This is a genomic window from Micromonospora sp. NPDC001898 (assembly GCF_042891255.1).
Classification (GTDB): domain Bacteria; phylum Actinomycetota; class Actinomycetes; order Mycobacteriales; family Micromonosporaceae; genus Micromonospora.
This window is the reverse complement of sequence record NZ_JBIATC010000002.1, coordinates 666,509-688,753: the sequence shown is the minus strand read 5'-3', so window position 1 is coordinate 688,753 and position 22,245 is coordinate 666,509. Positions and strand designations below refer to the sequence as shown.

Here is a 22,245-nt window from a genome sequence, read left to right as displayed (position 1 = left end):
AACTCCGGGTTGACGGGTGGCACGCGTCAACCTATGGTTGACGCATGACGAATCCTGCCCAGATGCCCAGTACGATCCGCCTCGACGACCTCATCGCGGGGATCAAGAAGGCCCACACCGACGCCCTCGACCAGCTCTCCGGGGCGGTCGTGGTGGCCGACCACCTCGGCGACCTCGCCGACCACCTGATCGGCCACTTCGTCGACCAGGCCCGCCGCTCCGGCGCGTCCTGGACGGAGATCGGCCGCAGCATGGGGGTGAGCAAGCAGGCGGCGCAGAAGAGGTTCGTGCCCAGGGCGTCCACCGAGCCGTCGGCCCTGAACCCTGCCCGCGTGTTCGACAACTTCACCCCCCGGGCCCGCAATGTCGTGATCGCCGCCCAGGAGGTGGCCCGCGCCGCCGGGAACGCCGAGATCCGCCCCGAGCACCTGGTGCTCGGGCTGCTCGGCGAGCCCGACGGCCTCGCCGCGCGGGCGGTCGTCGCCCAGGGCGTACCGCTGGAGCGGTTGCGGGAGGCCGCGACCGCGGCCCTGCCGGCGCCGACCGACACGCTGCCCGCCCTGATCCCGTTCGACCCCGGAGCCAAGAAGGCGCTCGAACTCACCGTGCGGGAGGCGCTGCGGCTCGGTCACCAGCACGTCGGCACCGAGCACATCCTGCTCGGCCTGCTGGAGGTGGAGAACGGTGCCGGCGTGCTCACCGGGCTCGGGGTGGAGAAGGCCGGCACGGAGGCCAGCGTCGCCGAGGCTCTCGCCGCCGCACAGGAGTAGGAGGGCCTCCCGCGCCTCCGGCGGGAAGGGCCTTCGCGCCGCCGCCCGCCGGGCGGCGGGCGGCGGCGGGCGGCGGCGGGCGGCGGCGGGGCGTCAGGAGGCCGTGGGCGGCACCGAAGAGTCGGGTGCGGCGGCGGGGAGGCCGTACCGGAGCGCGTGCTCGGGATCGGCCGGGTCGACCTGGCGGAGGCCGGCGTCGGCGAGCCGCTTGTTGACCTCGTCGAGCTGCTCGCGGACCAGCCGGGCCTCCTCCTCGGTGACCCGGCCCCGGTGCGGCTTGCCGGCGTGCTCGATGGTGCCGTAGTCCGGCTTCTCGGCGCCCTTGCGCGCCTTCGGCGGGCGGACCCGTTCGGCGGTCTTCAGCAGTTGGGCCATCGGCACGTCGGTGGCCATCGCGTCGAACTCGCTCGCGGTCAGCACCACCCGGCGGGGCTCGCCGCCGCCGTGGTGGTCGTGGATCTCCACCACCGCGACGTCCAGCGTGGCGTCGTCGATGCTCTCCACCTCGGCCGCGGTGGCGTCCAGCTGCACGGGACCGGCGACCAGGTCGGGGTGCTCCAGCACCACGACGCGGACCACCTCGTCGTCCGGCCGCAGAACGGTGCCGCTGAAGTCGGAGACGTGGATCGTCTTCTTGCCCATGCGCGGAGCTTCTCCTGTCGATGACCGGAATTTCGGACCAGAAGAAGTTACCCGACAGGTGTGCGAAAACCCCGGCTGGACCCGGCCGGGTGTGTCGTCGCCGACGGTGACCCGTTGCGCCCGCAGGGACGGCGGACCATGCTCACCCGATGGCTGACCCATCGGCGACCCACCGGCCACGCGGACCCGAGGCGCGAGCGCATCGGCCGCCGCGCACCGAGGCCGAAGCGCTCGCCGTACAGGACCGGATGCGACCCCTCGCCGACCTGGTCGGGCCGGGGCCCACCGCGCCCGCGACGGTGGCCGGCCTGGACGTCGCGTACGCCGAGAGCGGCGACCGGCTCGCGGCGGCCGTCACCGTGCTGGACGCCCGGACGCTGGCCGTGGTGGACCGGGCGGTCGGCGTGGGGCGGCCCGCGTTCCCCTACGTCCCCGGGCTGTTCGCCTTCCGGGAGCTGCCCGCGCTGCTGGACGCGTTGGAGAAGCTGACCGTCCGCCCGGAACTGCTGGTCTGCGACGGGCACGGGCTGGCCCACCCGCGCCGGTTCGGGCTCGCCTGCCACCTGGGCGTGGTCACCGGGCTGCCCGCGATCGGGGTGGGCAAGACGCCGCTGGTCGGCGAGTGGGAGCCGCCGGGGGCCCGGCGCGGGGCCTGGTCGCCGCTGCGCGACGGCGGGGAGGTGGTCGGCCGGGTGCTGCGTACCCGGGACGGGGTGAAGCCGGTCTTCGTCAGCGTCGGGCACCGGATGGGCCTGGACAACGCCTGCGCCCGGGTGCTCGCGCTGACGCCGAGGTACCGGCTGCCGGAGACCACCCGCACCGCCGACCGACTCTGCCGCGAGGCGCTGGCCGCCGCCTGCTGACGGACCTGCCGGCCGCCCGCGTGGCGGGCGGGGGGCGGTTTCCGTAACGCAAAGCACATCCGGGGCGCTCGACGAACTACCGGGCCACGCACCCGGTAGTAACCTGACCAGCGGACCCCACCCGGGGAGGAACGGCGAGGTGAGCATGTCGGTACGTCGGCGGGCGACGCGGATCGCGGCGGTCTGCGTGATGCTGGGCGGCCTCGTGGCCGTCGGGGCGACGCCGGCCCTGGCCGACGGCGACTCGGTGCGGGTGCGCTCGGCCGGCAGCTTCCGGCCGGGCGGCTCGCCGGGGGCGGTCAACGTCGAGGTGCGCAAGCGCACCGGGGGCTGCGTGCTGGTCCGTACCGGGTTGGGGCTGCGGCTCGACGGCCTCGCCGCGGACCACGCCTCCGTCCAGGTGGCCATGGCCGGTCGGTGGTGGCCGGTGTCGGTCTCCGGCGGCGGGGGCGGGGTGACCGCGAGTCAGGTCACGCCGACCAATCCCACGCTGTGCAAGGGCAAGAGCCTCACGGTGCGCTACCGGGTGACGTTCCGGGCGGGTACCCCGGGCGGCAGGCTGGAGCTGGCCGGCGAGGCGACCAACGCGTTCGGCCGTGCCCTCGGCCGGGACGCCACCACGGCCCGGGTGATCGGGGAGAGGAAGAAGCCGAGCCCGTCGCCCACCTCGTCGCGTACGCCGTCGCCGAGCCCGACCGTGGCGCCCACCGAGGCGGTGGACGTCGGCGGCCCGCCCCTGGCCGCGGCCGCCGCCCGGGCCGGCTCGGCAACCCCGGTCGCCGCCGAGGAGGACTCCGGCGGTCTGTCGGTGTTCATGCTCTTCGGCGTCGGCCTGGTCGTGGTGGGCATCGGCCTGATCGTGCTGCTGGTGCGCCGGTCCCGGGCCGACAAGGAGCCGGCCGCCGACCGGGGCGAGTACCCGCCGGTGCCGCTGCCGCGCAACCCGGGCGGCACCACGTACCGCTCCGGAGGCGGGGCGGCCACCCCGCCCGCGCCGTCCGCGCCGCCCAGCGGCGGGGTGTACGGCCGGCCGGCCGCACCCCCGTCCGGCGGGGCGTACGGCGCCCGCCCCGGCCCGCCGGCCGCCCCGCCGGTCGGTGGCGGCGGGGTCTACGGCGGTGGTGCGGCGTACCCGGCCGGCGACACCCCGCCCCGGCAGCCTGGCCCGCCCGAGGTGCCGGGTCCGGGTGGGACGCCCGGTCCGAGTGGGACGCCCGGTCCGAGTGGGACGCCCGGTCCGAGTGGGACGCCCGGTCCGAGTGGGACGCCCGGTCCCGGTGGGCTGCCGGGTCCGGGTGGGACGCCGCCCGGTCCGGGTGGGCCCCCCGCGCCCGCCGGTGGCGGCGACGCGACGACGATCATGCCCCGCCTCCCCGGCTGAGGCGGGGGAGGCCGGGGCGCTCCGATACGCTCAGGTGCGTTGAGGACCTGCGGCCAAGGAGCGGAACCTGTGTCTGATCTGTCCCGGATCGTAAAGGCGTACGACGTCCGGGGCACGGTGCCGGACGAGTGGGACGAGCGGGCGGCCGAGGCGCTCGGCGTCGCCTTCGGTCAGGTGCTCGCCGCCGCCGACGAGCCCGGCGACGCAGTGGTGATCGCGCACGACATGCGGGCCAGCGGTCCGGCCCTGGCCGAGGCGTTCGCCGCCGGCGTCCGGGCGCAGGGGCGGTCGGTGATCGAGCTGGGGCTGGCCTCCACCGACATGCTCTACTACGCCTCCGGCATCCTCGGCCTGCCCGGTGCCATGTTCACGGCCAGCCACAACCCGGCCAAGTACAACGGCATCAAGTTGTGCCGCTCGGCTGCCCGCCCGATCGGGCAGGACAGCGGCCTGGCCGAGATCCGGGACCGGGCGCAGGCGCTGCTCGACTCCGGCGCCGCGCCCCCGGCCGGGGTGCCGACCCGGCCCACCGAGCGGCGCGACCTGCGCCCGGAGTACGCCGCCTACCTGCGCGGGCTGGTCGATCTCTCCGGCATCCGGCCGTTGAAGGTCGTGGTCGACGCCGGCAACGGGATGGGCGGTTGGACGGTGCCCAGCGTGCTCGGCGACGCCGTGCTGCCGGCGCTGCCGCTGGAGATCGTGCCGCTCTACTTCGAGCTGGACGGCACGTTCCCCAACCACGAGGCCAACCCGCTGGACCCGGCGAACCTGGTCGACCTCCAGCGGGCCGTCCGCGAGCACGGCGCCGACCTGGGGCTGGCCTTCGACGGCGACGCCGACCGCTGCTTCGTCGTCGACGAGCGCGGCGAGCCGGTCTCCCCGTCGGCGATCACCGCCCTCGTGGCGGTCCGCGAGTTGGCCCGGCATCCCGGGTCCACGGTGATCCACAACCCGATCACCTCCCGCGCGGTGCCGGAGATCATCGCCGAGCACGGCGGCAAGCCGGTGGTGGCCCGGGTCGGGCACTCCTTCATCAAGGCCGAGATGGCCCGCACCAACGCCGTCTTCGGTGGCGAGCACTCCGCCCACTACTACTTCCGGGACTTCTGGTTCGCCGACACCGGCATGCTGGCCGCGATGCACGCCCTCGCCGCGCTCGGCGAGCAGGACCTACCGCTGTCCGAGCTGGCCCGGGAGTACGAGCGGTACGTCGCGTCCGGCGAGATCAACTCTACGGTGGCCGACCAGTCGGCGAGGGTGGCCGAGGTGCGCGCCGCGTACCCGGAGGCGACCACCGGCGAGCTGGACGGGCTCACCCTGAGCTTCCCCGACGGCGCCTGGTTCAACCTGCGTGCCAGTAACACCGAGCCGCTGTTGCGGCTGAACGTCGAGGCGCCGACCGAGGAGCGGATGATCTCACTCCGCGACGAGGTGCTCGACCGGGTTCGCCGATAAGATCGCCTGCGCCGGTCGGCACCGTCGACCGCCGTCCCCGCACCGTGGAAGGAGCCGCACCATGGCCCTGGACCCGCAGTTGCTCGAGATCCTCGCCTGCCCCGACACACACCACGCCCCGCTGGACTACGACGCCGGGGCGCAGACGTTGACCTGTACCGAGTGCGGCCGGATCTTCGAGGTGCGCGACGACGTGCCGGTGCTGCTGATCGACGAGGCGCGCGGCGGACCCGCGCAGCAGCCGTGATGGAGGGAACGGCCGGAGTCAGCGGCCGACGCGACGCCGACGAGTCCCTGCTGGACGACCCGGACGCCCTCGCGGAGCGCGACCCGGGCGGCATGCTCCGGTTCACCGCCTCCGCCGGGGCGCAGGTCCGGGAGTCCGCCGCCCTGACCGCCGAGACGAACCTGACCGCGCTCGCCGACGACGGCCGCCCCCGGGCGGTCGTCATCGCGGGCATCGGCACGGCCGGGCGCACCGGGGACGTGCTGGCCACGGTCGCCGGGCCGCGCTGCCCGGTCCCGGTCATCCCGCACCGCAGCGCCGGCGTGCCCGGTTGGGTGGGCGCCGCCGACGTGGTGATCGCGGTCAGCGCCTCCGGCCGCAGTCCCGAGGCGCTCGGCGCGGCCGAGGCCGCGCACCGCCGGGGCGCCCGGCTGGTCGCCGTCGGCGCCCCCGACTCGCAGTTGCAGGCGGCGGCCGAGCGGGCCCGCGCGCCGTTCATCCCGGTGCCCCGCCGCGCCCCGGCCCGGGCCAGCCTGTGGGCGCTCACCGTGCCGGTTCTGCTCGCCGCCCGTACGCTCGGGCTCGTGAAGGTCAACGAGGCGGATCTGGCCGAGACGGCGGCGCGGCTCGACGCGGACGCCGACCGGTGCCGTGCCACGGCCGAGTCGTTCGTCAACCCCGCGAAGTCGCTGGCCCTCGGGCTGGCGGGGTCGATCCCCATCGTCTGGGGCTCGTCGCCGCTGGCCACCGTGGCGGCCCGCCGGTTCGGTGACACCCTGTCGGCCAACGCCCGCTACCCCGTGGTCAGCGGGGCGCTCGGCGAGGCCGGCCGGGGGCGGGTCGGCCTGCTCGACGGCGTGTTCGGCGGCCTCGCCGAGGGAATGCGGGACATCTTCGCCGACCAGGAGGAGACCGAGGTGGAGGGCACCCGGCTGCGGCTGGTGCTGCTGCGCGACGGCGGCCTCAACCCCGAGGACGACGCCGACGAGCCGCTGGCGGTCGAGGAGCGTCGGGCCGACGCCGTGCAGACCCTCGCCGAGCGGCGCGGGGTGCGCTGCGACGTGGTGACCGCCGAGGGCGGCTCCGCGCTGGAACGGCTCGCCTCGCTGGTGGCGGTGCCGGACTTCGCCTCCGTCTACCTGGCCCTGGCACACGGACTGGACCCGATGGCGGTTCCGGCCATCACAGAAATGAAGGAGCTGGCAAACCAGTGAGCACGTGCGGCATCGAACGGGGAGCGGCATGAGCGCCGACGGCGGTACCAAGGCGATCGTCGCGGCGCTGTTCGCGAACGTGGGCATCGCGATCACGAAGTTCATCGCGTTCCTGTTGACCGGCTCCTCGTCGATGCTGGCCGAGTCGATCCACTCGGTGGCCGACTCCGGCAACCAGGGCCTGCTGCTGCTCGGCGGCCGGCGGGCCAAGCGCGCCGCGACCCCCGAGCACCCCTTCGGGTACGGCCGTGAGCGCTACATCTACGCGTTCATCGTGTCGATCGTGCTGTTCAGCGTCGGCGGCCTGTTCGCGCTGTACGAGGCGTGGCACAAGGCGGCCGAACCGCACGGGATCACGAGCTGGCACTGGGTGCCGGTCGTCGTGCTGGTCTCGGCCATCGTGATGGAGAGCTTCTCCTTCCGCACGGCGATCAAGGAGTCCAACCACGTCCGGGGCAACCAGTCCTGGGTGCACTTCATCCGCCGGTCCAAGGCCCCGGAGTTGCCGGTGGTGCTGCTGGAGGACTTCGGCGCGCTGGTCGGTCTGGTCTTCGCGCTGTTCGGCGTGGGGATGACCCTGATCACCGGCAACGGCATGTGGGACGCGGCCGGCACCGCCATGATCGGCGTCCTGCTGGTGCTCATCGCGATCGTCCTGGCGATCGAGACGAAGAGCCTGCTGCTCGGTGAGGGCGCCGAGCCGAAGGACGTGGCCGCGATCGAGCGGGCCGTCACCGCCGGCCCCGAGGTCGAGCGGATCATCCACATGAAGACGCTCTACCTGGGCCCGGAGGAGCTGCTGGTGGCCGCGAAGGTCGCGGTCCCGGCGTGCGAGAGCGCCGAGGAGTTGGCGCGGGGGATCAACGCCGTCGAGATGCGGATCCGCGCGGCTGTCCCGGTCGCCCGGGTGATCTATCTGGAGCCGGACATCTGGTCCGTCGCGGCAGAGCGGGCCGGCACCGGCACCGCGGCTTCCACGGCCGCCCCGGACGCCGCGGTGCACCACGCGACGGAGACCGCTACCGACGAGACCCGCACCGGGAGCTGAGGTGGAACGGCTGTACGGGCCGATCCGGGACTACGCCTGGGGTTCCCGTTCGGCGATCGCCGAGTTGCAGGGGCGCCCGGTGCCCAGCGGGGGGCCGGAGGCCGAGCTGTGGCTGGGTGCCCACCCGGGTGCGCCGGCCACGGTGCGGCGCGGTGGCGCGGCGGCGAGCCTGGTCGACCTGCTGGCCGCCGAGCCGGGGCGCTGGCTCGGCGACCGGGTGGTCGAGCGGTTCGGCCCCCGGCTGCCGTTCCTGCTCAAGGTGCTCGCCGCGGACGCCCCGCTGAGCCTCCAGGCCCACCCGGACCCGGAGCAGGCCCGTGCCGGGTACGCCGCCGACGCGGCGCGCCCGGCGGGGGAGCGCAACTACGCCGACCCGCACCACAAGCCGGAGTTGCTGGTCGCGCTCTCGCCGTTCGAGGCGCTCTGCGGGTTCCGCGACCCGGCGGAGTCGGCCGGGGCGCTGGCCGCGTTCGGTGTACCGGCGCTGGAGCCGGTGGTGTCGGCGCTGCGCGGCGGCCCGGCGGGGCTGCGGGAGGCCGTACGGCTGCTGCTGAGCTGGCCGGCGGCGGAGCGGGCCGGGCTGGTCGCGGACGTGCTGGCGGCGCAGGCCGCGGGGCCGGACGCGGAGCTCGCCCGAGCGCTGGCCGGCCACTACCCGGGCGACCCCGGGGTGCTGGTGGCGTTGCTGCTCAACCACCTCCGGCTCGCCCCCGGGGAGGCGATCTGGATGCCGGCCGGCAACCTGCACGCCTACCTGCGGGGCACGGGCGTGGAGATCATGGCGGCCAGCGACAACGTGCTGCGCGGTGGGCTGACCCCGAAGCGGGTGGACGTCGACGAGCTGCTGCGGGTGCTCCGCTTCGAGGTGCTCGACGACCCGGTGGTCGCCCCGGAGCCGGTGTCCGCCGGGGTGGTCCGCTGGCCGGTGCCCGTCGACGACTTCGCGCTGCACCGGGTGCGGCTGGACGCCGGCGCGCCGCCGGTCCGGCTCACGGCGCCGGGGCCCCGCGTGGTGCTCTGCCGGGCCGGGAGGCTCTCGGTCGACGACGGTCGGGGCGCTGTCGCCCTTGTGCCGGGGCAGTCCGCGATCGGCCCGGCCGACGCCGGTCCGCTCGTTCTCGACGGCGAGGGCGAGGCGTACGTGGCCACCCCAGGGCTCGACTGACCGTCACTCCCCGTAGAGGGAAGGCCGACCCACCCGGCCGACACATATCCGAAATTCCCGGAATGGCTTGACGCGGCGCTGGCCTGGTGTGACGCTATGAGTACGCAGCGTTAACGAGACGAAGGTCCGGGGGCGCGCGGGGAACCAAACCGGGGGGATGCGCGGGGCGGCCGGACAGTGGGCGGGAAGGTCCGTTCACGACCGACCGCCCCGCGCGCTGTCCGCCTTCGCGCGTAAAGTGAAGGGTCGCGCAGCACTTCGTTCTTCGACAGGAGCTTCTATGACCAGCACCCTCCCGGCCGTCCCCAGTGGCACGCCGTCCGAGGCCCGGCCGAGCACCCTCGCCGAGGGCGACTTCAAGGTGGCGGATCTGTCGCTCGCCGAGTTCGGGCGCAAGGAGATCCAGCTCGCCGAGCACGAGATGCCGGGCCTGATGGCGATCCGGCGTGAGTTCGCGCAGGCGCAGCCCCTCGCGGGGGCGCGGATCACCGGTTCGCTGCACATGACCATTCAGACGGCTGTGTTGATCGAGACCCTGGTGGCGCTCGGTGCTGAGGTTCGTTGGGCGTCGTGCAACATCTTCTCCACCCAGGATCATGCCGCCGCCGCGATCGTCGTCGGCGCGGACGGCACGCCCGAGGCCCCGGCTGGTGTGCCGGTGTACGCCTGGAAGGGTGAGAGTCTTCAGGAGTACTGGTGGTGCACCGAGCAGGTGCTGGCCTGGCCGGACGGTCAGGGTCCGAACATGATCCTCGACGACGGCGGCGACGCCACCCTGCTCGTGCACAAGGGTGTCGAGTTCGAGAAGGCCGGGACTGTTCCGTCCGTCGAGTCCGCCGACTCCGAGGAGTACGCGGTCATCCTTGAGGTGCTGCACCGTTCCCTCGCCGAGGACGGCCAGCGCTGGACGCGGATCGCCGCCGGCATCAAGGGCGTGACCGAGGAGACCACCACCGGCGTGCACCGGCTCTACGAGATGCACCGCAACGGCACCCTGCTCTTCCCGGCGATCAACGTGAACGACTCGGTGACGAAGAGCAAGTTCGACAACAAGTACGGCTGCCGCCACTCGCTGATCGACGGCATCAACCGGGCCACCGACGTGCTGATCGGCGGCAAGATGGCCGTCGTGCTCGGCTATGGCGATGTGGGTAAGGGCTGCGCCGAGTCGTTGCGTGGCCAGGGTGCCCGGGTCGTGGTGACCGAGGTCGACCCGATCTGTGCCCTTCAGGCGGCGATGGACGGCTACCAGGTGGCGACTCTGGACGATGTGGTCGGGCAGGCGGACATCTTCGTCACCGCCACCGGCTGCTTCGACGTGATCACGAACGAGCACATGGCGCGGATGAAGCACCAGGCCATCGTGGGTAACATCGGTCACTTCGACAACGAGATCGACATGGCTGGCCTGGCCAAGCGTTCCGACGTCGAGCGGGTGAACATCAAGCCGCAGGTCGATCTGTGGAAGTTCGCCGACGGGCACTCGATCATCGTGCTGTCCGAGGGTCGGCTGCTGAACCTGGGCAACGCGACCGGGCACCCGAGCTTCGTGATGTCGAACTCGTTCGCGAACCAGACGATCGCGCAGATCGAGTTGTTCACCAAGCCCGAGGACTACCCGATCGGCGTCTACGTGCTGCCGAAGCACCTGGACGAGAAGGTGGCCCGGCTGCACCTGGGTGCGCTCGGCGCGAAGCTGAGCACGCTGACCAAGGAGCAGGCCGCCTACCTGGGCGTCTCGCAGGAGGGCCCGTTCAAGCCGGAGCACTACCGCTACTGATCCGCACGACAGGGACCGGGCCCGCCGCGACGCGGCGGGCCCGGTCCCTGTCGTGTACCGGGCCGCCGTGTGGCCGGGTGACGTCGTCCGGAACAACTTGACGAGGCACCGGAACGGGAGGAAGGTATGGCTGCCCTAAGTTAGTTGAGGCTGCCTGACGGATCATGGAGTGTCGATGTTCGCCACCTACCTGATCGGCCTGCGGGAGGGCCTGGAAGCGACCCTGGTGGTCAGCATCCTGGTCGCCTTCCTCGTGAAGTCGCAGCGCCGGGACCGGCTTCCCCAGGTGTGGGCGGGCGTCGGCCTCGCGGTGACACTTTCGGTGCTGTTCGGCTGGCTGATCGAGTACACCTCGACCTCGCTGCTGGCCCGCTCCGAGGACCGGGAACTGTTCGAGGCGGTCACCTCGGTCGCGGCCGTCGTCTTCGTCACCTGGATGATCTTCTGGATGCGCCGGGCCGCCCGGACCATGGCCGGTGAGCTGCGCGGCCGGCTGAGCGAGGCGCTCGCGGTCGGCTCCGTCGCGGTGGCCGGGATGGCCTTCCTCGCGGTGATCCGGGAGGGCCTGGAGACCGCCCTCATCTTCTACTCCGCCGCCCAGGGCGCGGCCGGGGACAGCGGGCCGCTGCTGGCCCTGATCGGCGGTATCGCCAGCGCCGTGGCCATCGGCGTGGGCCTCTACTTCAGCGCCCTGAAGATCAACCTGTCCACGTTCTTCACCTGGACCGGCGCCCTGCTGATCCTGGTCGCCGCCGGCATCCTCAAGTACGGCGTGCACGACTTCCAGGAGGCCGGCGTGCTGCCCGGCCTGAACGACCTGGCCTTCGACATCACCGGAGTGCTCGACCCGAGCACCTGGTACGCCGCCCTGCTCGCCGGGATGTTCAACGTCACCCCCGCGCCGAGCGTGCTGGAGATGGTCGCCTGGGTCGCGTACGCCCTGCCGGTGCTGCTGATCTTCCTGCGCCGGCCAGCCGCCCCGCCCCGGCCCGCCACGAACACCGCCGCTGAATCGTCCGGCCCGGCGGCCTCCGGCACCGACTCTTCCACCACCAGCGGAACCGGGCCGGCGACCGCGTCGCCGCGCGCCTGACCTCACGAGGAGAAACTCCTGATGCGTACCACCCGCTTCCTGGCTCTGGCCGCCACCGGCGTGCTGGCCACCACCGGCGTCGCCGCCTGCGGCGGAGCGGAGAAGGACGGCGCAGCCGGCGACGGGGGCCCGATCACCGTCAAGGCGACCGACACCGGGTGCGAGGTCGGCCGGACCGACCTGCCCGCCGGCCAGACCTCGTTCAAGGTCACCAACTCCGGTGCCAAGGTCACCGAGTTCTACGTCTACGCGGCCGGGGACCGGGTGATGGGCGAGGTGGAGAACATCGCCCCCGGGCTCAGCCGCGAGCTGCGCGTCGAGCTGCCCGCCGGGACGTACGAGACGGCCTGCAAGCCTGGGATGATCGGCAAGGGCATCCGGGGGGCGCTGAAGGTCAGCGGCACCGCCGCGACCGTCGCTCCCGACGCCGCGCTGGCCGAGGCCACCGCGAGTTACCAGCGTTACGTCAACAGCCAGACCGCCGCCCTGCTGACCAAGACCGAGGAGTTCGTGGCCGCGGTCAAGGCCGGCGACGTGGCGAAGGCCAAGGCGCTGTACCCGGTGGCCCGGACCTACTGGGAGCGGATCGAGCCGGTGGCGGAGAGCTTCGGCGACCTCGACCCGAAGATCGACGGCCGCGAGGAGGTCATCGAGGAGGGCATGGAGTTCACCGGCTTCCACCGGATCGAGAAGGACCTCTGGACGACCGGCGACATCAGCAAGGACGGCCCGATCGCCGACCAGCTCCTGGCCGACGTCAAGGCGATCGTGGCCAAGGCCAACGCCGAGAAGCTCACCCCGCTCCAACTCGCCAACGGCGCGAAGGCGCTGCTCGACGAGGTCGCCAGCGGCAAGATCACCGGCGAGGAGGAGCGCTACTCGCACACCGACCTCTGGGACTTCAACGCCAACCTGGAGGGCTCGAAGGCGGCGATCGCCTCGCTCCGCCCGGCTCTGGAGCAGCGCTCCCCGGAGCTGGTCGCCCAGCTCGACAAGGAGTTCGCCAACGTGGAGACCGCGCTCGGCAAGCACCGCGACGGGGACGGCTGGAAGCTGCACACCGCGCTGAGCAAGGCCGAGCTGAAGGAACTATCGGACAGCATCAACGCGCTGGCCGAGCCGGTCAGCAAGGTCGCGGCGGTCGTCGCCCGGTGACCGACCGCCCCGGTGGGCGCAGCGACGAGGCAGGGAGGGTGACGGCATGAGCGGGAACCAGGTGTCCCGGCGGAGGGCGATCACGCTCGCCGGCGCGGGGGTCGCCGGGGTGGCCGGCGTCGCCGCCGGGGCCGGCGCGTTGGCCCGGGGCGGGGGCGACCGCGCCGCCGCCGATCAGGGCGCGGCGGCCGGCGCGGTGCCGTTCCACGGTGAGCACCAGGCGGGCATCACCACCCCGGCCCAGGACCGGCTGCACTTCGTCGCGTTCGACGTCGTCACCAAGGACCGGACCCGGCTCGTCGAGCTGCTCCAGGAGTGGACGGCCGCAGCCGCCCGGATGACCGCCGGGCGGGACGCCGGGGTGATCGGCGCGGTCGGCGGCGTCCCCGAGGCCCCGCCGGACGACACCGGGGAGGCCCTCGGGCTGCCCCCGTCGCAGCTCACCCTCACCATCGGCTTCGGCCCGACGCTGTTCCGCGACGCCCAGGGGAAGGACCGGTTCGGCCTCGCCGGCCGCCGACCCGCCGCGCTGGCCGACCTGCCGCACTTCGCCGGGGACGCGTTGCGCCCGGAGCTGTCGGGCGGGGACCTCTGCGTCCAGGCCTGCGCCAACGACCCCCAGGTGGCGGTGCACGCCATCCGGAACCTGGCCCGGATCGGCATGGGCGTGGTGAGCGTCCGATGGTCGCAGCTCGGCTTCGGGCGCACCTCGTCGACCTCCCGGGGACAGGCCACCCCGCGCAACCTGTTCGGCTTCAAGGACGGCACCGCCAACCTCAAGGCCGAGGACGCCGGACTGCTGCGCGAGCAGCTCTGGGCCCAGCCGGGCGACGGGCCGGACTGGATGACCGGCGGGTCCTACCTGGTCACCCGCAAGATCCGGATGCTGGTCGAGACCTGGGACCGCAGCTCCCTGGTCGAGCAGGAGCAGATCGTCGGACGGACCAAGGGCAGCGGCGCTCCGCTGGGCCGGGGCGACGAGTTCGACGAGCCCGACCTCGCCGCGAAGGGCGACGACGGGCAGCCGCTGATCGCCGAGACCGCGCACGTCCGGCTCGCCCACCCGAGCCAGCACGACGGCGCGCGCCTGCTACGCCGGGGCTACAACTTCGTGGACGGCTCGGACGGGCTGGGCCGGCTCGACGCCGGGCTGTTCTTCATCGCCTACCAGCGGGACCCGCGCAAGCAGTTCGTGCCGATCCAGACCCGGCTGGCCCGCAACGACGCGATGAACGAGTACCTGCGGCACGTCTCCAGCGGCATCTTCGCCTGCCCGCCCGGGGTGCGCGACGGCGGCGACCACTGGGGCCGGACGCTCTTCGGCTGAGCCGCCCGGCCGGGCCCTGCCGGCGTCGGCGTGGGGTGTCGCCCGGCCCGCGTACCGGCGGGTCAGCCGCCGGTCCCGGCAGCCCGCGACCCGCCCCCGGCCGCTGCCGGGGCCAGCTCCGGCCACAGCGTCGCGGTGCGGGCCCGGGCCCGGTGCAGCCGGTGGGTCGCCCGGCGGTGCCGCTCGGCCAGCACGGTGGCCAGGCACATCCCCTCCGGTACGCCGGCCGGCGGCGGCGGTGTCGTCACGGCCGCCACCTCCGCCCAGAGCGCCCCGGCCAGCCGGGACCGGGCCGGCTCGGCGAACCGGTGCGCCCGGGTGACGTACTGCCGGACGGCCAGCGCGAGGTCGTCGTCGAGACGGGTGAGGTCCAGCGCGTACGCCCAACCGGCCAGCGCCGGGGCCAGCAGCGGGGCGGGCCGCCAGGCGGTGGCGACGCGGGTGTGCACCACCATCGTGCCGGCCACCAGGTCGCCGAGCCGCCGGCCCCGCCGGTCGGTGAGCATCACCGCCACGCTCGCCACCCAGCTCAGCAGGGGCAGCACCAGGCCGGGCCACTCCACGGCCACTCCGACCAGGGCCCGGGTCAGCGACTGCCGCAGCCCCACCGGCCCGCCGTCGACCCGGACCACCCGCAGCCCGACCGCCAGCTTGCCGGGCGTGCGGCCCCCGGCGAACCGCTCCCACAGCGTCGGGTAGCCGACCAGGACCAGGATCACCCCGACGGTCCGCAACGCGCTGCTGAGCGCCGAGTCCGCGAGCCCGGCGGGAAACGCGGCCACCGCCGCCGACAGGCAGACCACCAGGACCATCGCGATCCCCGCCTGCGCCACCAGGTCGAGCAGCAGCGCCAGCACCCGGGAGCCGATTCGGGCGGCCCGGACGTCCAGCGCCACGGCCTCGCCGCTGACCAGGCCGGCGTCCCCGCCGGACGCGCCGGCGACCGGTGCCGGTGGTTGCGCGTTCACCAGCACAGTGAACACTATGGTCGCCGGACGGGGGAGGACCAGTGGATCTCGACGCGTACGTCGCCGAGCACCGGGGCGGGTGGCGCCGGCTGGAGGAGCTGTCGGGCCGGCGTCGACTCTCCGCCGCCGAGGCCGACGAGCTGGTCGCGCTCTACCAGCGGGCCGCCACCCACCTGTCCGTGCTGCGCAGCCGATCGCCCGAGCCCGGGCTCGTCGCCGAGCTCTCCCAGCTCGTGCTGCGGGCCCGGGGCCGGATCACCGGCCGGCCCCGCCCGTCGTGGGCCGCCGTGGGGCGGTTCCTGCTGGTCGGCTTCCCCGGGGCGGTCTACCGGGCCTGGCCGTGGTGGTGCGCGGTGGCGACCGGTTTCAGCCTGCTCAGTGGCTTCCTCATCTGGTACGTCGCCGGGCACCCGGACACCGCCGCCGCGTTCGTCGGCGAGGAGGCCGCCGCCGAACTGGTCCGGTCCGGATTCGCTAGCTACTACACCGAGTTCTCCGCGCCGACCTTCGCCTTCCACCTGTGGACGCACAACGCCTGGCTGGCCGCCCAGTGCCTCGCCTCCGGGGTGCTGGTCGTGCCGGTGCTCTGGCTGCTCTGGCAGAACGCGCTCAACATCGGGGTGGTCGGTGGGGTGATGGTCTCCTACGGCCGGGCCGACGTGTTCTTCGGCATGATCACCCCGCACGGCCTGCTGGAGCTCACCGGTGTGTTCGTGGCCGCCGGGGTCGGGCTGCGCACCGCGTGGGCGTGGATCGCGCCGCCGCCCCGGCTCACCCGGGGTCGGGCGGTGGCCGAGGCCGGCCGATCCGCCGTGCTGGCCGCGGTGGGCCTGGTCGGCGTGTTCGCGGTCTCCGCCGGCCTGGAGGCGTTCGTCACCCCGGCCCCGCTGCCGGCCGCGCTCCGCATCGGCGCCGGCGCGGCCGTCTGGCTCGCCTTCCTCGCGTACGTCGTCGTGCTCGGCCGCCGGGCGGTCGGTGGGAGCGGCGTCCGACCGGGTACCACCGCCGGGTCCACGGTCGACGCCCCGGGGCTCAGAGCTGGCCGAGGGACTTGAGGCGGAGGTAGGCGTCGGCCACCTCCGGGGCCAGCCGGTCCGCCGGGGCGTCCAGCACCGTGACGCCGTACCGGGTCAGGGCGGCGCGGAGGCGGTCCCGCTCGGCCAGGGCGCGCCAGGCCGCCGCGGCGGCGTACGCGTCGGCGGGCCGGCCCGGTGCGGCGGTGGTCAGCGCGGTGAGCACGGGGTCGTGGGTCGCGGCGACGATCACCCGGTGCCGGGCGGCCAGCCGGGGCAGCACCGGCAGCAGCCCCTCACCGAGCGCCCCGGCCTCCAGCGCGGTGAACAGCACCACCAGGCTGCGTTGCCGCTCCCGACGCAGCACCTCGCCGGCGATCAGCGCGAAGTCGGTCTCCACCAGCGCCGGCTGGAGCGGGGCGACCGCGTCCACCAGCCGGGCCAGCAGCGCCGTCCGGCCCGCGCCGGTCACCACGGTCCGGACCACGGCGTCGGCGGCGATCAGGTCGACCCGGTCGCCGGCGCGGGCGGCCAGCGCGGTGAGCAGCAGCGCGGCGTCGAGGAAGGTGTCCAGCCGGGGCTCGTCGCCGATCCGCGCCGCCGAGGTCCGCCCGGTGTCGAGGACGCAGACCAGCCGCCGGTCCCGCTCGGGGCGCCAGGTACGCACCAGTACGTCGGAGCGGCGGGCGCTGGCCCGCCAGTCGATCGAGCGGACGTCGTCGCCGACGACGTACTCGCGCAGCGTGTCGAACTCGGTGCCCTCGCCCCGGCCCCGGGTCACCTGGGTGCCGCCGATCACCCGCAGCCGGGCCAGCTTCTCCGGCAGGTGCCGGCGGGAGTCGAAGCGGGGCAGCACCCGCAGCGTCCACGCCGGGGTGGCGGGGCGGCCGGCGCGCTGCCGGAACGCCAGCCGCAGCGGCCCGTACGAGCGGACGGTCAGCGCGACCGCCGGCCGGTCGCCGCGCCGCGCCGGGGTGAGCCGGGTCGGCAGGTCGACGCCCGCACCCGGGTCCACCCGGACGACCTGCTCCGGCGGCACGTCCGGCCGGGCTCCGGCCGACGGCACCCACTCGTCCCGGACCCGGGCGCGCAGCGTACGGGCCGAGACGTTGGTCAGCCGCAGGGTGACGGTCGCGGTGCCGCCGAGCCGGACCCGCCGGTCCCCGTCCCGGTCGGCCGCGATCCCGGCCGGCGGCGCGGCCAGCGCCCAGTCGACGGCGGTCAGCGCCAGCACGGCCACGGTCATCAGGGCCACCCCGACGAACGGTGCCGGCCACAGCGGCAGGGTGGCGGCACCCGCCCCCAGCAGCGCCGCCGCCCGCCAGGTCATCGCGGCGTCGGCACGGTGGCCAGCACCGTGTCCAGCACCGAGTCCACCCCGACCCCCTCCAACTCCACCTCCGGGCGCAGCCGCAGCCGGTGCCGCAGAGTGGGGCGGGCGACGGCCTTAACGTCATCGGGGGTGACGTGGTCCCGCCCGGCCAGCCAGGCCCACGCCTTCGCGGTGGCGAGCAGGCCGGTCGCGCCCCGGGGGGAGGCGCCCAGTTCCAGCGCCGGCACGGCCCGGGTGCCCCGGCACAGGTCCACGACGTAGCCGAGCACCGGTTCGGCCACGTACACCCGGCCGACCGCCGCCCGGGCGGCGGCCAGGTCGTCGGCGGTGGCCACCGGCCGTACGCCGGCCGCGGCCAGGTCGCGCGGGTCGAAGCCGCCGTGGTGCGCCCGGAGCACCCCCAGCTCCTCGTCCCGGTTGGGCAGCGGCACGGTGAGCTTCAGCAGGAATCGGTCGAGCTGCGCCTCCGGCAGCGGGTAGGTGCCCTCGTACTCGATGGGGTTCTGGGTGGCGGCCACGATGAACGGCTCCGGCAGCGGGCGGCGCTCGCCCTCCACCGAGACCTGCCGCTCCTCCATCACCTCCAGCAGCGCGGACTGGGTCTTCGGCGGGGTCCGGTTGATCTCGTCGGCGAGCAGCAGGTTGGTGAAGACCGGCCCCTCGCGGAAGGTGAACGCGGCGGTGCGCGGGTCGAAGATCAGCGACCCGGTGACGTCGCCGGGCATCAGGTCCGGGGTGAACTGCACCCGCTTGCTGGTCAGGTCGAGGGCGGCGGCGACGGTCCGGACCAGCAGCGTCTTGGCCACCCCGGGCACCCCCTCCAGCAGCACGTGCCCCCGGCAGAGCAGGGCGAGCACCAGGCCGGTGACCACCCCGTCCTGCCCGACGACCGCCTTGGCCACCTCGGCGCGCAGCCGGTGCAGGGCGGCGCGGGCGTCGTCCGGGCCGGCGGTCGGCGGCTCGGCGGTTCCGGCGGGTCGGGTCACCGGGGGTCCTCCTTCGGCGGGGCGGAACGGGGGCGGGGGACGGCCGCCGGCCGGTCGGGGCCGGGCGGGTCGGCTGGTGGGTCGGCGGCGGCAGGTGGATCGAATCGGGTCGGGGCCGGTGGACGCGGGCCGGCGTCCGCCCGGGCCGCCCCGGGCGTCCCCGCGACGACGGTACGGCTCAGCAGGTCCAGCGAGCGGGCCAGGTCCAGCAGCTCGCGGTCGGTGGTCGGCTCGGCGCCGTACAGCAGGTCGTGGGCCTGCGCGGCGGTGCCGCCGGCCCGCGCGGCGACGGCGGCGGCCACCGCGTCGGGGGGCGGGTCGGCGGGCAGGTTGAGCCGGGGCAGCAGCCGGGCCAGGGCGGCGGAGCGCAGCGTGTCGGCGGCCGGGCCCCGGGCGCGGGCCCGTTGGTAGAGCCGGGCCCGGCCGAGCACCGTCTCGGCCGAGCGGACGGCCACCGGCAGCGGTTCGGCCACCGGCGGGCCGAGCCGGCGGGCCCGCCAGAGCACCAGCAGCAGCGCGGCCAGGGCGAGCTGCGTCAGCAGGGCCCAGAACCAGGCGGGGAAGGCCGCCCAGAGCGGGCTGGGCGGGGGCTGGCCGTCGGCGGCGGAGCCCTCGTCGCCCCGGTTCCCGCCGGACGTGCCCGGTCCGCCGTCGCCGCCGCCGGGCGGCCCGTCGGTGCCGGTCCCGCGGCCGGAACCCTCGCGATCGGCCGGCCAGCTCGGCCCGCCGGTGCCGCCGGGGCCCGGTGGGGGCGGGGCGGGGCCGTCCAGGTCGAGCCAGACCACCCGGCCGGTCGTGCCGAGCAGGCCGGTGGCCAACTCCCGGTTGCCCCGCTCGTCGATCCGGTCGTTGCGGAACGGGTCGCTGGCCCCGATCACCACGGTCTCGACCGATGAGGGCACCCGGGCCAGCCCGCCGGCGTAGCAGCGGTCCACGGCCGCCCCGGACCGGCCGGGCGGGACGGCGTAGCGCTGCCGCTCGGCGGCGGCGACCCCGGCGCGGGCTGCCTCGGGCAGCGTGCAGGGCCGCCCGCCGGCGTCCGGGCCGACCGCCCGGGTGGCCCACCGCCGGCCGGCGGGGACCAGGGGCACGCCGGCGGCCTCCAACACCTGCCGGGGCGGGTCGACCAGCACGAGTCGGGTCCGGCCGGGCAGGTCGCGCAGCGCGCCGAGGGTGTCCGGGTGCAGCAGTCCCGGCGCGGGCACGAAGAGCGTCGCCCGGCCGGCGGTGGCCAGCACCGCCAGCAGCGGGTCGGTCTCCCGCTGCACGACGACGCCCCGGTCGCGCAGCGCGTCGGCGAGCCGGCTGCCGCCGTCCGCGTCGGTGGCGACCGGGGAGAGGAATCCCGGCTCGGTGGGGTCGGGCTGGTCCACGGCGTGGGTGACCACGGTGATCGTGATCAGCAGCCCGGCCAGTCCCAGCGGGATCGCCAGCCGGTGCCACCGCCGGCGGCGCGGTGCGGCGGCGGGCGCCGACGCGGCGGGCCCGATGTGGTGCGGCACGGCGGTCACGCCCGCTCACCGCCCTGCGGGGCCGGGGCCGTGAGGACCAGGTGCAGTTCCGCGGCCAGTTCCCGCATCCGGTGGTCGTGTTCGGCGGCGGCCGGGTGCTGGGCGTACCAGAGGTCGGAGAAGATCCCGGCGGCGGCGGCGAGCGGCGGGCCGACCGGGGGACGGCGGGCCGTGGCGGCCGAGGTCAGCTCCGCGACCGTCATTCCCGGGCGCTGCTCCACCACCCGCCGGGCCGCCAGTTCGCCGAACATGCCGCGTAGCCGCTCCCGGACCGCCTCGGCGTAGCGGCCCTGTGCCGCCAGCCGGTCGGCCAGGGCGCCGGCCCCGTCCGGCGGGGCGGCGTCCGGCGCGGGCGCCGCCGGCCCGGCGGTGACCGGGCCGGTGCCCCGGTGTCGCCGGAGCCGGGGCAGCCGGAGTCGGGGCAGGTGGCGGGGCACCCAGGCCGGGTAGTGGTACCAGCCGAGCGCGACCAGCCCTGCGGCCAGCAGCAGGAGCAGCGCGGCCAGCGGCAGCGGCAGGTGGTCGCCCAGCGCGGCCGTGGTCTCGGTCCACCACCGGCTGAAGCTCACCGGTCGCCCGCCAGCAGCGCCGGCTCGCCGAGTCCCGCCGGGGCCCGGGAGAGCCGGATGTCCAGCCCCTCGGTGCGCATCCGGCCCTCCAGGTGCAGGACCGCGTCGAGGCAGGCCAGCGCCGGGTAGGCGACGCCGTTCACGCCGGCCCAGATCGCGCCGGAGACCGGCACGGCCCAGGCGGGGTCGGTGAGGGCCGCGAGGCCCAGCTCGCGCAGCCCGTAGAAGACGCCCACGCCCAACCCGACCCGGACGATCCACCAGGCCAGGTAGCCGAGGAGGCGGATGGCGGCGGCCCGGCAGCCGGTGCGCAGGGCGAGGGCGGCGGCGCGCAGCGGCGCCCGGGCGGCGGCGACCCGGTCCACGACCAGCGCCGACGCGACGGAGCCCAGCAGCGCCCAGGCGACCACCCAGCCCGGCCCGAGCAGGGCCGCCACGAGCATGACCGCGCCGACCCCGGCGGCCAGCAGCGCGGTCGCCCCCGGCCGGGCCCCGGCGGGCCGGACCAGCTCGCCGGGGCCGGCGGTACGGCCCAGCACCGCCGCCCCGGCGGCCCGGGCGGCCGGGTTGCCGAGCAGCAGGACGATCACCGCCTCGGTTGCCGCCCCCACCGCGAGCAGCCCCCAGTACGGGGCGAGCTGGCCCAGCTGGAACGTGAAGCCGGGCGGCCCGGCCCCGGCGGCGACCCGCAGCGGGTGCAGCAGGAACTGCTCGGCGGTGGCGAGGACGAGCGCGGCCGGGATCAGCACCCGGGCGTGCCCGCGCAGCAGCAGGACGGCGGAGTCGAGCAGTTCCCCGACGGTCAGCGGCCGGCGCGGGAGCACGGCGGTCGGGCCGGCGTCTGGCACGCGTACTCCCCCCGGGGACGGCTGGCGATGGCCGGGGCTCGGCGGCACCCGCACCGGTCATGGTGACACGACCCCGCGCGCTGGACGTGCGGTGGACGGCCAACCGGCAGTACCGTGCCGGGTGACGCCGATCCCGGCGAACCGCCGACGCCGTCAGGGTGACGCCGGTCCCACCGAGACGAACGGGGATGGAAGTATAAATCCCATGAGAGCCCGGGTACTGGTGGTCGACGACGACCCCGCGCTCGCCGAGATGCTCGGCATCGTCCTGCGCAGCGAGGGCTTCCTCCCCTCGTTCGTCGCCGACGGGGAACGGGCGCTGGCCGCGTTCCGGGAGAGTCGGCCCGATATCGTCCTGCTCGACCTGATGCTGCCCGGAATGAGCGGTATCGACGTGGCCCGGGCGATCCGCGGCGAGTCCGGCGTGCCCATCGTGATGCTCACGGCGAAGAGCGACACCGTCGACGTGGTGCTCGGGCTGGAGTCCGGCGCCGACGACTACGTGGTCAAGCCGTTCAAGCCCAAGGAGTTGGTGGCCCGGATGCGGGCCCGGCTGCGCCGGGGCGAGGACGTGGCGCCGGAGATGCTGACCATCGGGCCGCCCGGCAACCAGATCAGCATCGACGTGCCGGCGCACACCGTCAGCCGCAACGGCGAGGAGGTGAAGCTGACGCCGCTGGAGTTCGACCTGCTGGTCGCGCTCGCCCGCAAGCCGCGTCAGGTGTTCACCCGGGAGGTGCTGCTGGAACAGGTCTGGGGATACCGGCACGCCGCCGACACCCGGCTGGTCAACGTGCACGTGCAGCGGTTGCGGGCCAAGATCGAGCCGGATCCGGAGCGACCGGAAATCATCCTCACCGTCCGGGGCGTGGGCTACAAGGCCGGCACCGGATAGCCT

At 75.1% G+C, this 22,245-nt stretch carries 21 protein-coding genes; 14 read left to right on the top strand and 7 right to left on the bottom strand.

Going from position 1 to position 22,245, the window contains the following annotated elements:
* The first annotated feature begins 44 nt into the window (after nucleotides 1-44).
* Nucleotides 45-770 (top strand): Clp protease N-terminal domain-containing protein, encoded by a 726-nt coding sequence (locus ACFYZF_RS07750; RefSeq protein WP_387017013.1) that lies wholly within the window; start codon nucleotides 45-47, stop codon nucleotides 768-770.
* A 93-nt stretch (nucleotides 771-863) separates the two neighbouring features.
* Here ACFYZF_RS07750 and ACFYZF_RS07745 read toward each other — a convergent pair whose 3' ends face one another.
* Nucleotides 864-1,412, bottom strand: a complete 549-nt coding sequence (locus ACFYZF_RS07745; protein ID WP_387017011.1) for a hypothetical protein — start codon at nucleotides 1,410-1,412, stop codon at nucleotides 864-866.
* 248 nt (nucleotides 1,413-1,660) lie between these two features.
* Here ACFYZF_RS07745 and nfi point away from each other — a divergent pair, with 248 nt between their 5' ends.
* The 11 genes from nfi (at nucleotide 1,661) to efeB (ending at nucleotide 14,119) form a co-directional block, all read left to right on the top strand.
* The gene (gene nfi, locus ACFYZF_RS07740; RefSeq protein ID WP_387017132.1) at nucleotides 1,661-2,275 is read left to right on the top strand and encodes a deoxyribonuclease V; all 615 of its coding nucleotides are present in this window, start codon (nucleotides 1,661-1,663) and stop codon (nucleotides 2,273-2,275) included.
* Between the two features lie 139 nt (nucleotides 2,276-2,414).
* A complete protein-coding gene (locus ACFYZF_RS07735) occupies nucleotides 2,415-3,656 on the top strand; it encodes a hypothetical protein (RefSeq protein ID WP_387017009.1) in 1,242 nt (413 codons plus the stop codon).
* Nucleotides 3,657-3,725: 69 nt separating this feature from the next.
* Nucleotides 3,726-5,111 carry a phosphomannomutase/phosphoglucomutase gene (locus ACFYZF_RS07730; RefSeq protein ID WP_387017007.1) on the top strand — a complete coding sequence of 462 codons (1,386 nt, stop codon included), beginning with the start codon at nucleotides 3,726-3,728 and terminating at the stop codon, nucleotides 5,109-5,111.
* 61 nt (nucleotides 5,112-5,172) lie between these two features.
* A complete protein-coding gene (locus ACFYZF_RS07725; RefSeq protein WP_387017005.1) occupies nucleotides 5,173-5,358 on the top strand; it encodes a Trm112 family protein in 186 nt (61 codons plus the stop codon).
* Complete coding sequence (locus tag ACFYZF_RS07720; protein ID WP_387017003.1) at nucleotides 5,355-6,551, top strand: SIS domain-containing protein; 1,197 nt, start codon at nucleotides 5,355-5,357, stop codon at nucleotides 6,549-6,551. Before ACFYZF_RS07725 ends, ACFYZF_RS07720 begins: the two co-directional genes overlap by 4 nt.
* A gap of 28 nt (nucleotides 6,552-6,579) precedes the next feature.
* Entirely contained in the window at nucleotides 6,580-7,599 is a 1,020-nt protein-coding gene (locus ACFYZF_RS07715; RefSeq protein ID WP_387017001.1) for a cation diffusion facilitator family transporter, read from the top strand.
* A gap of 1 nt (nucleotide 7,600) precedes the next feature.
* Nucleotides 7,601-8,764, top strand: coding sequence for a mannose-6-phosphate isomerase, class I (gene manA / locus ACFYZF_RS07710; RefSeq protein ID WP_387016999.1), 1,164 nt, complete (start codon nucleotides 7,601-7,603; stop codon nucleotides 8,762-8,764).
* A gap of 280 nt (nucleotides 8,765-9,044) precedes the next feature.
* Nucleotides 9,045-10,544 carry an adenosylhomocysteinase gene (ahcY, locus tag ACFYZF_RS07705; protein WP_387016997.1) on the top strand — a complete coding sequence of 500 codons (1,500 nt, stop codon included), beginning with the start codon at nucleotides 9,045-9,047 and terminating at the stop codon, nucleotides 10,542-10,544.
* Between the two features lie 175 nt (nucleotides 10,545-10,719).
* On the top strand, nucleotides 10,720-11,637 hold the full coding sequence (gene efeU / locus ACFYZF_RS07700; protein ID WP_387016995.1) for an iron uptake transporter permease EfeU: 918 nt from the start codon (nucleotides 10,720-10,722) through the stop codon (nucleotides 11,635-11,637).
* A gap of 21 nt (nucleotides 11,638-11,658) precedes the next feature.
* Nucleotides 11,659-12,792 (top strand): iron uptake system protein EfeO, encoded by a 1,134-nt coding sequence (gene efeO, locus ACFYZF_RS07695; protein WP_387016993.1) that lies wholly within the window; start codon nucleotides 11,659-11,661, stop codon nucleotides 12,790-12,792.
* Between the two features lie 46 nt (nucleotides 12,793-12,838).
* Nucleotides 12,839-14,119 carry an iron uptake transporter deferrochelatase/peroxidase subunit gene (gene efeB, locus ACFYZF_RS07690; RefSeq protein ID WP_387016991.1) on the top strand — a complete coding sequence of 427 codons (1,281 nt, stop codon included), beginning with the start codon at nucleotides 12,839-12,841 and terminating at the stop codon, nucleotides 14,117-14,119.
* Nucleotides 14,120-14,181: 62 nt separating this feature from the next.
* Here the strand turns inward: efeB and ACFYZF_RS07685 are convergent, their stop codons facing one another.
* Nucleotides 14,182-15,087 (bottom strand): RDD family protein, encoded by a 906-nt coding sequence (locus ACFYZF_RS07685; RefSeq protein ID WP_387016989.1) that lies wholly within the window; start codon nucleotides 15,085-15,087, stop codon nucleotides 14,182-14,184.
* Between the two features lie 41 nt (nucleotides 15,088-15,128).
* Between ACFYZF_RS07685 and ACFYZF_RS07680 the strand changes: the two genes are divergently transcribed.
* Nucleotides 15,129-16,142 carry a stage II sporulation protein M gene (locus ACFYZF_RS07680; protein WP_387016988.1) on the top strand — a complete coding sequence of 338 codons (1,014 nt, stop codon included), beginning with the start codon at nucleotides 15,129-15,131 and terminating at the stop codon, nucleotides 16,140-16,142.
* Here the strand turns inward: ACFYZF_RS07680 and ACFYZF_RS07675 are convergent.
* Genes ACFYZF_RS07675 through ACFYZF_RS07655 form a run of 5 tightly spaced genes read right to left on the bottom strand, consistent with a single transcriptional unit; the run spans nucleotide 16,120 to nucleotide 21,347 of the window.
* Nucleotides 16,120-17,430 (bottom strand): DUF58 domain-containing protein, encoded by a 1,311-nt coding sequence (locus ACFYZF_RS07675; RefSeq protein WP_387016986.1) that lies wholly within the window; start codon nucleotides 17,428-17,430, stop codon nucleotides 16,120-16,122. The two genes, ACFYZF_RS07680 and ACFYZF_RS07675, sit on opposite strands and share 23 nt — an antisense overlap.
* On the bottom strand, nucleotides 17,427-18,419 hold the full coding sequence (locus ACFYZF_RS07670; RefSeq protein ID WP_387016984.1) for an AAA family ATPase: 993 nt from the start codon (nucleotides 18,417-18,419) through the stop codon (nucleotides 17,427-17,429). Before ACFYZF_RS07670 ends, ACFYZF_RS07675 begins: the two co-directional genes overlap by 4 nt.
* Nucleotides 18,416-19,930 carry a DUF4350 domain-containing protein gene (locus ACFYZF_RS07665; RefSeq protein ID WP_387016982.1) on the bottom strand — a complete coding sequence of 505 codons (1,515 nt, stop codon included), beginning with the start codon at nucleotides 19,928-19,930 and terminating at the stop codon, nucleotides 18,416-18,418. Before ACFYZF_RS07665 ends, ACFYZF_RS07670 begins: the two co-directional genes overlap by 4 nt.
* Nucleotides 19,927-20,499: a DUF4129 domain-containing protein gene (locus ACFYZF_RS07660; protein ID WP_387016981.1), complete on the bottom strand. Its 573-nt coding sequence runs from the start codon at nucleotides 20,497-20,499 to the stop codon at nucleotides 19,927-19,929. The genes ACFYZF_RS07665 and ACFYZF_RS07660 overlap by 4 nt, the downstream gene beginning before the upstream one ends.
* Nucleotides 20,496-21,347 (bottom strand): hypothetical protein, encoded by an 852-nt coding sequence (locus ACFYZF_RS07655; RefSeq protein WP_387016979.1) that lies wholly within the window; start codon nucleotides 21,345-21,347, stop codon nucleotides 20,496-20,498. The genes ACFYZF_RS07660 and ACFYZF_RS07655 overlap by 4 nt, the downstream gene beginning before the upstream one ends.
* A 205-nt stretch (nucleotides 21,348-21,552) precedes the next feature.
* Here ACFYZF_RS07655 and mtrA point away from each other — a divergent pair, with 205 nt between their 5' ends.
* A complete protein-coding gene (mtrA, locus tag ACFYZF_RS07650; RefSeq protein WP_350886704.1) occupies nucleotides 21,553-22,242 on the top strand; it encodes an MtrAB system response regulator MtrA in 690 nt (229 codons plus the stop codon).
* Nucleotides 22,243-22,245: the final 3 nt, after the last annotated feature.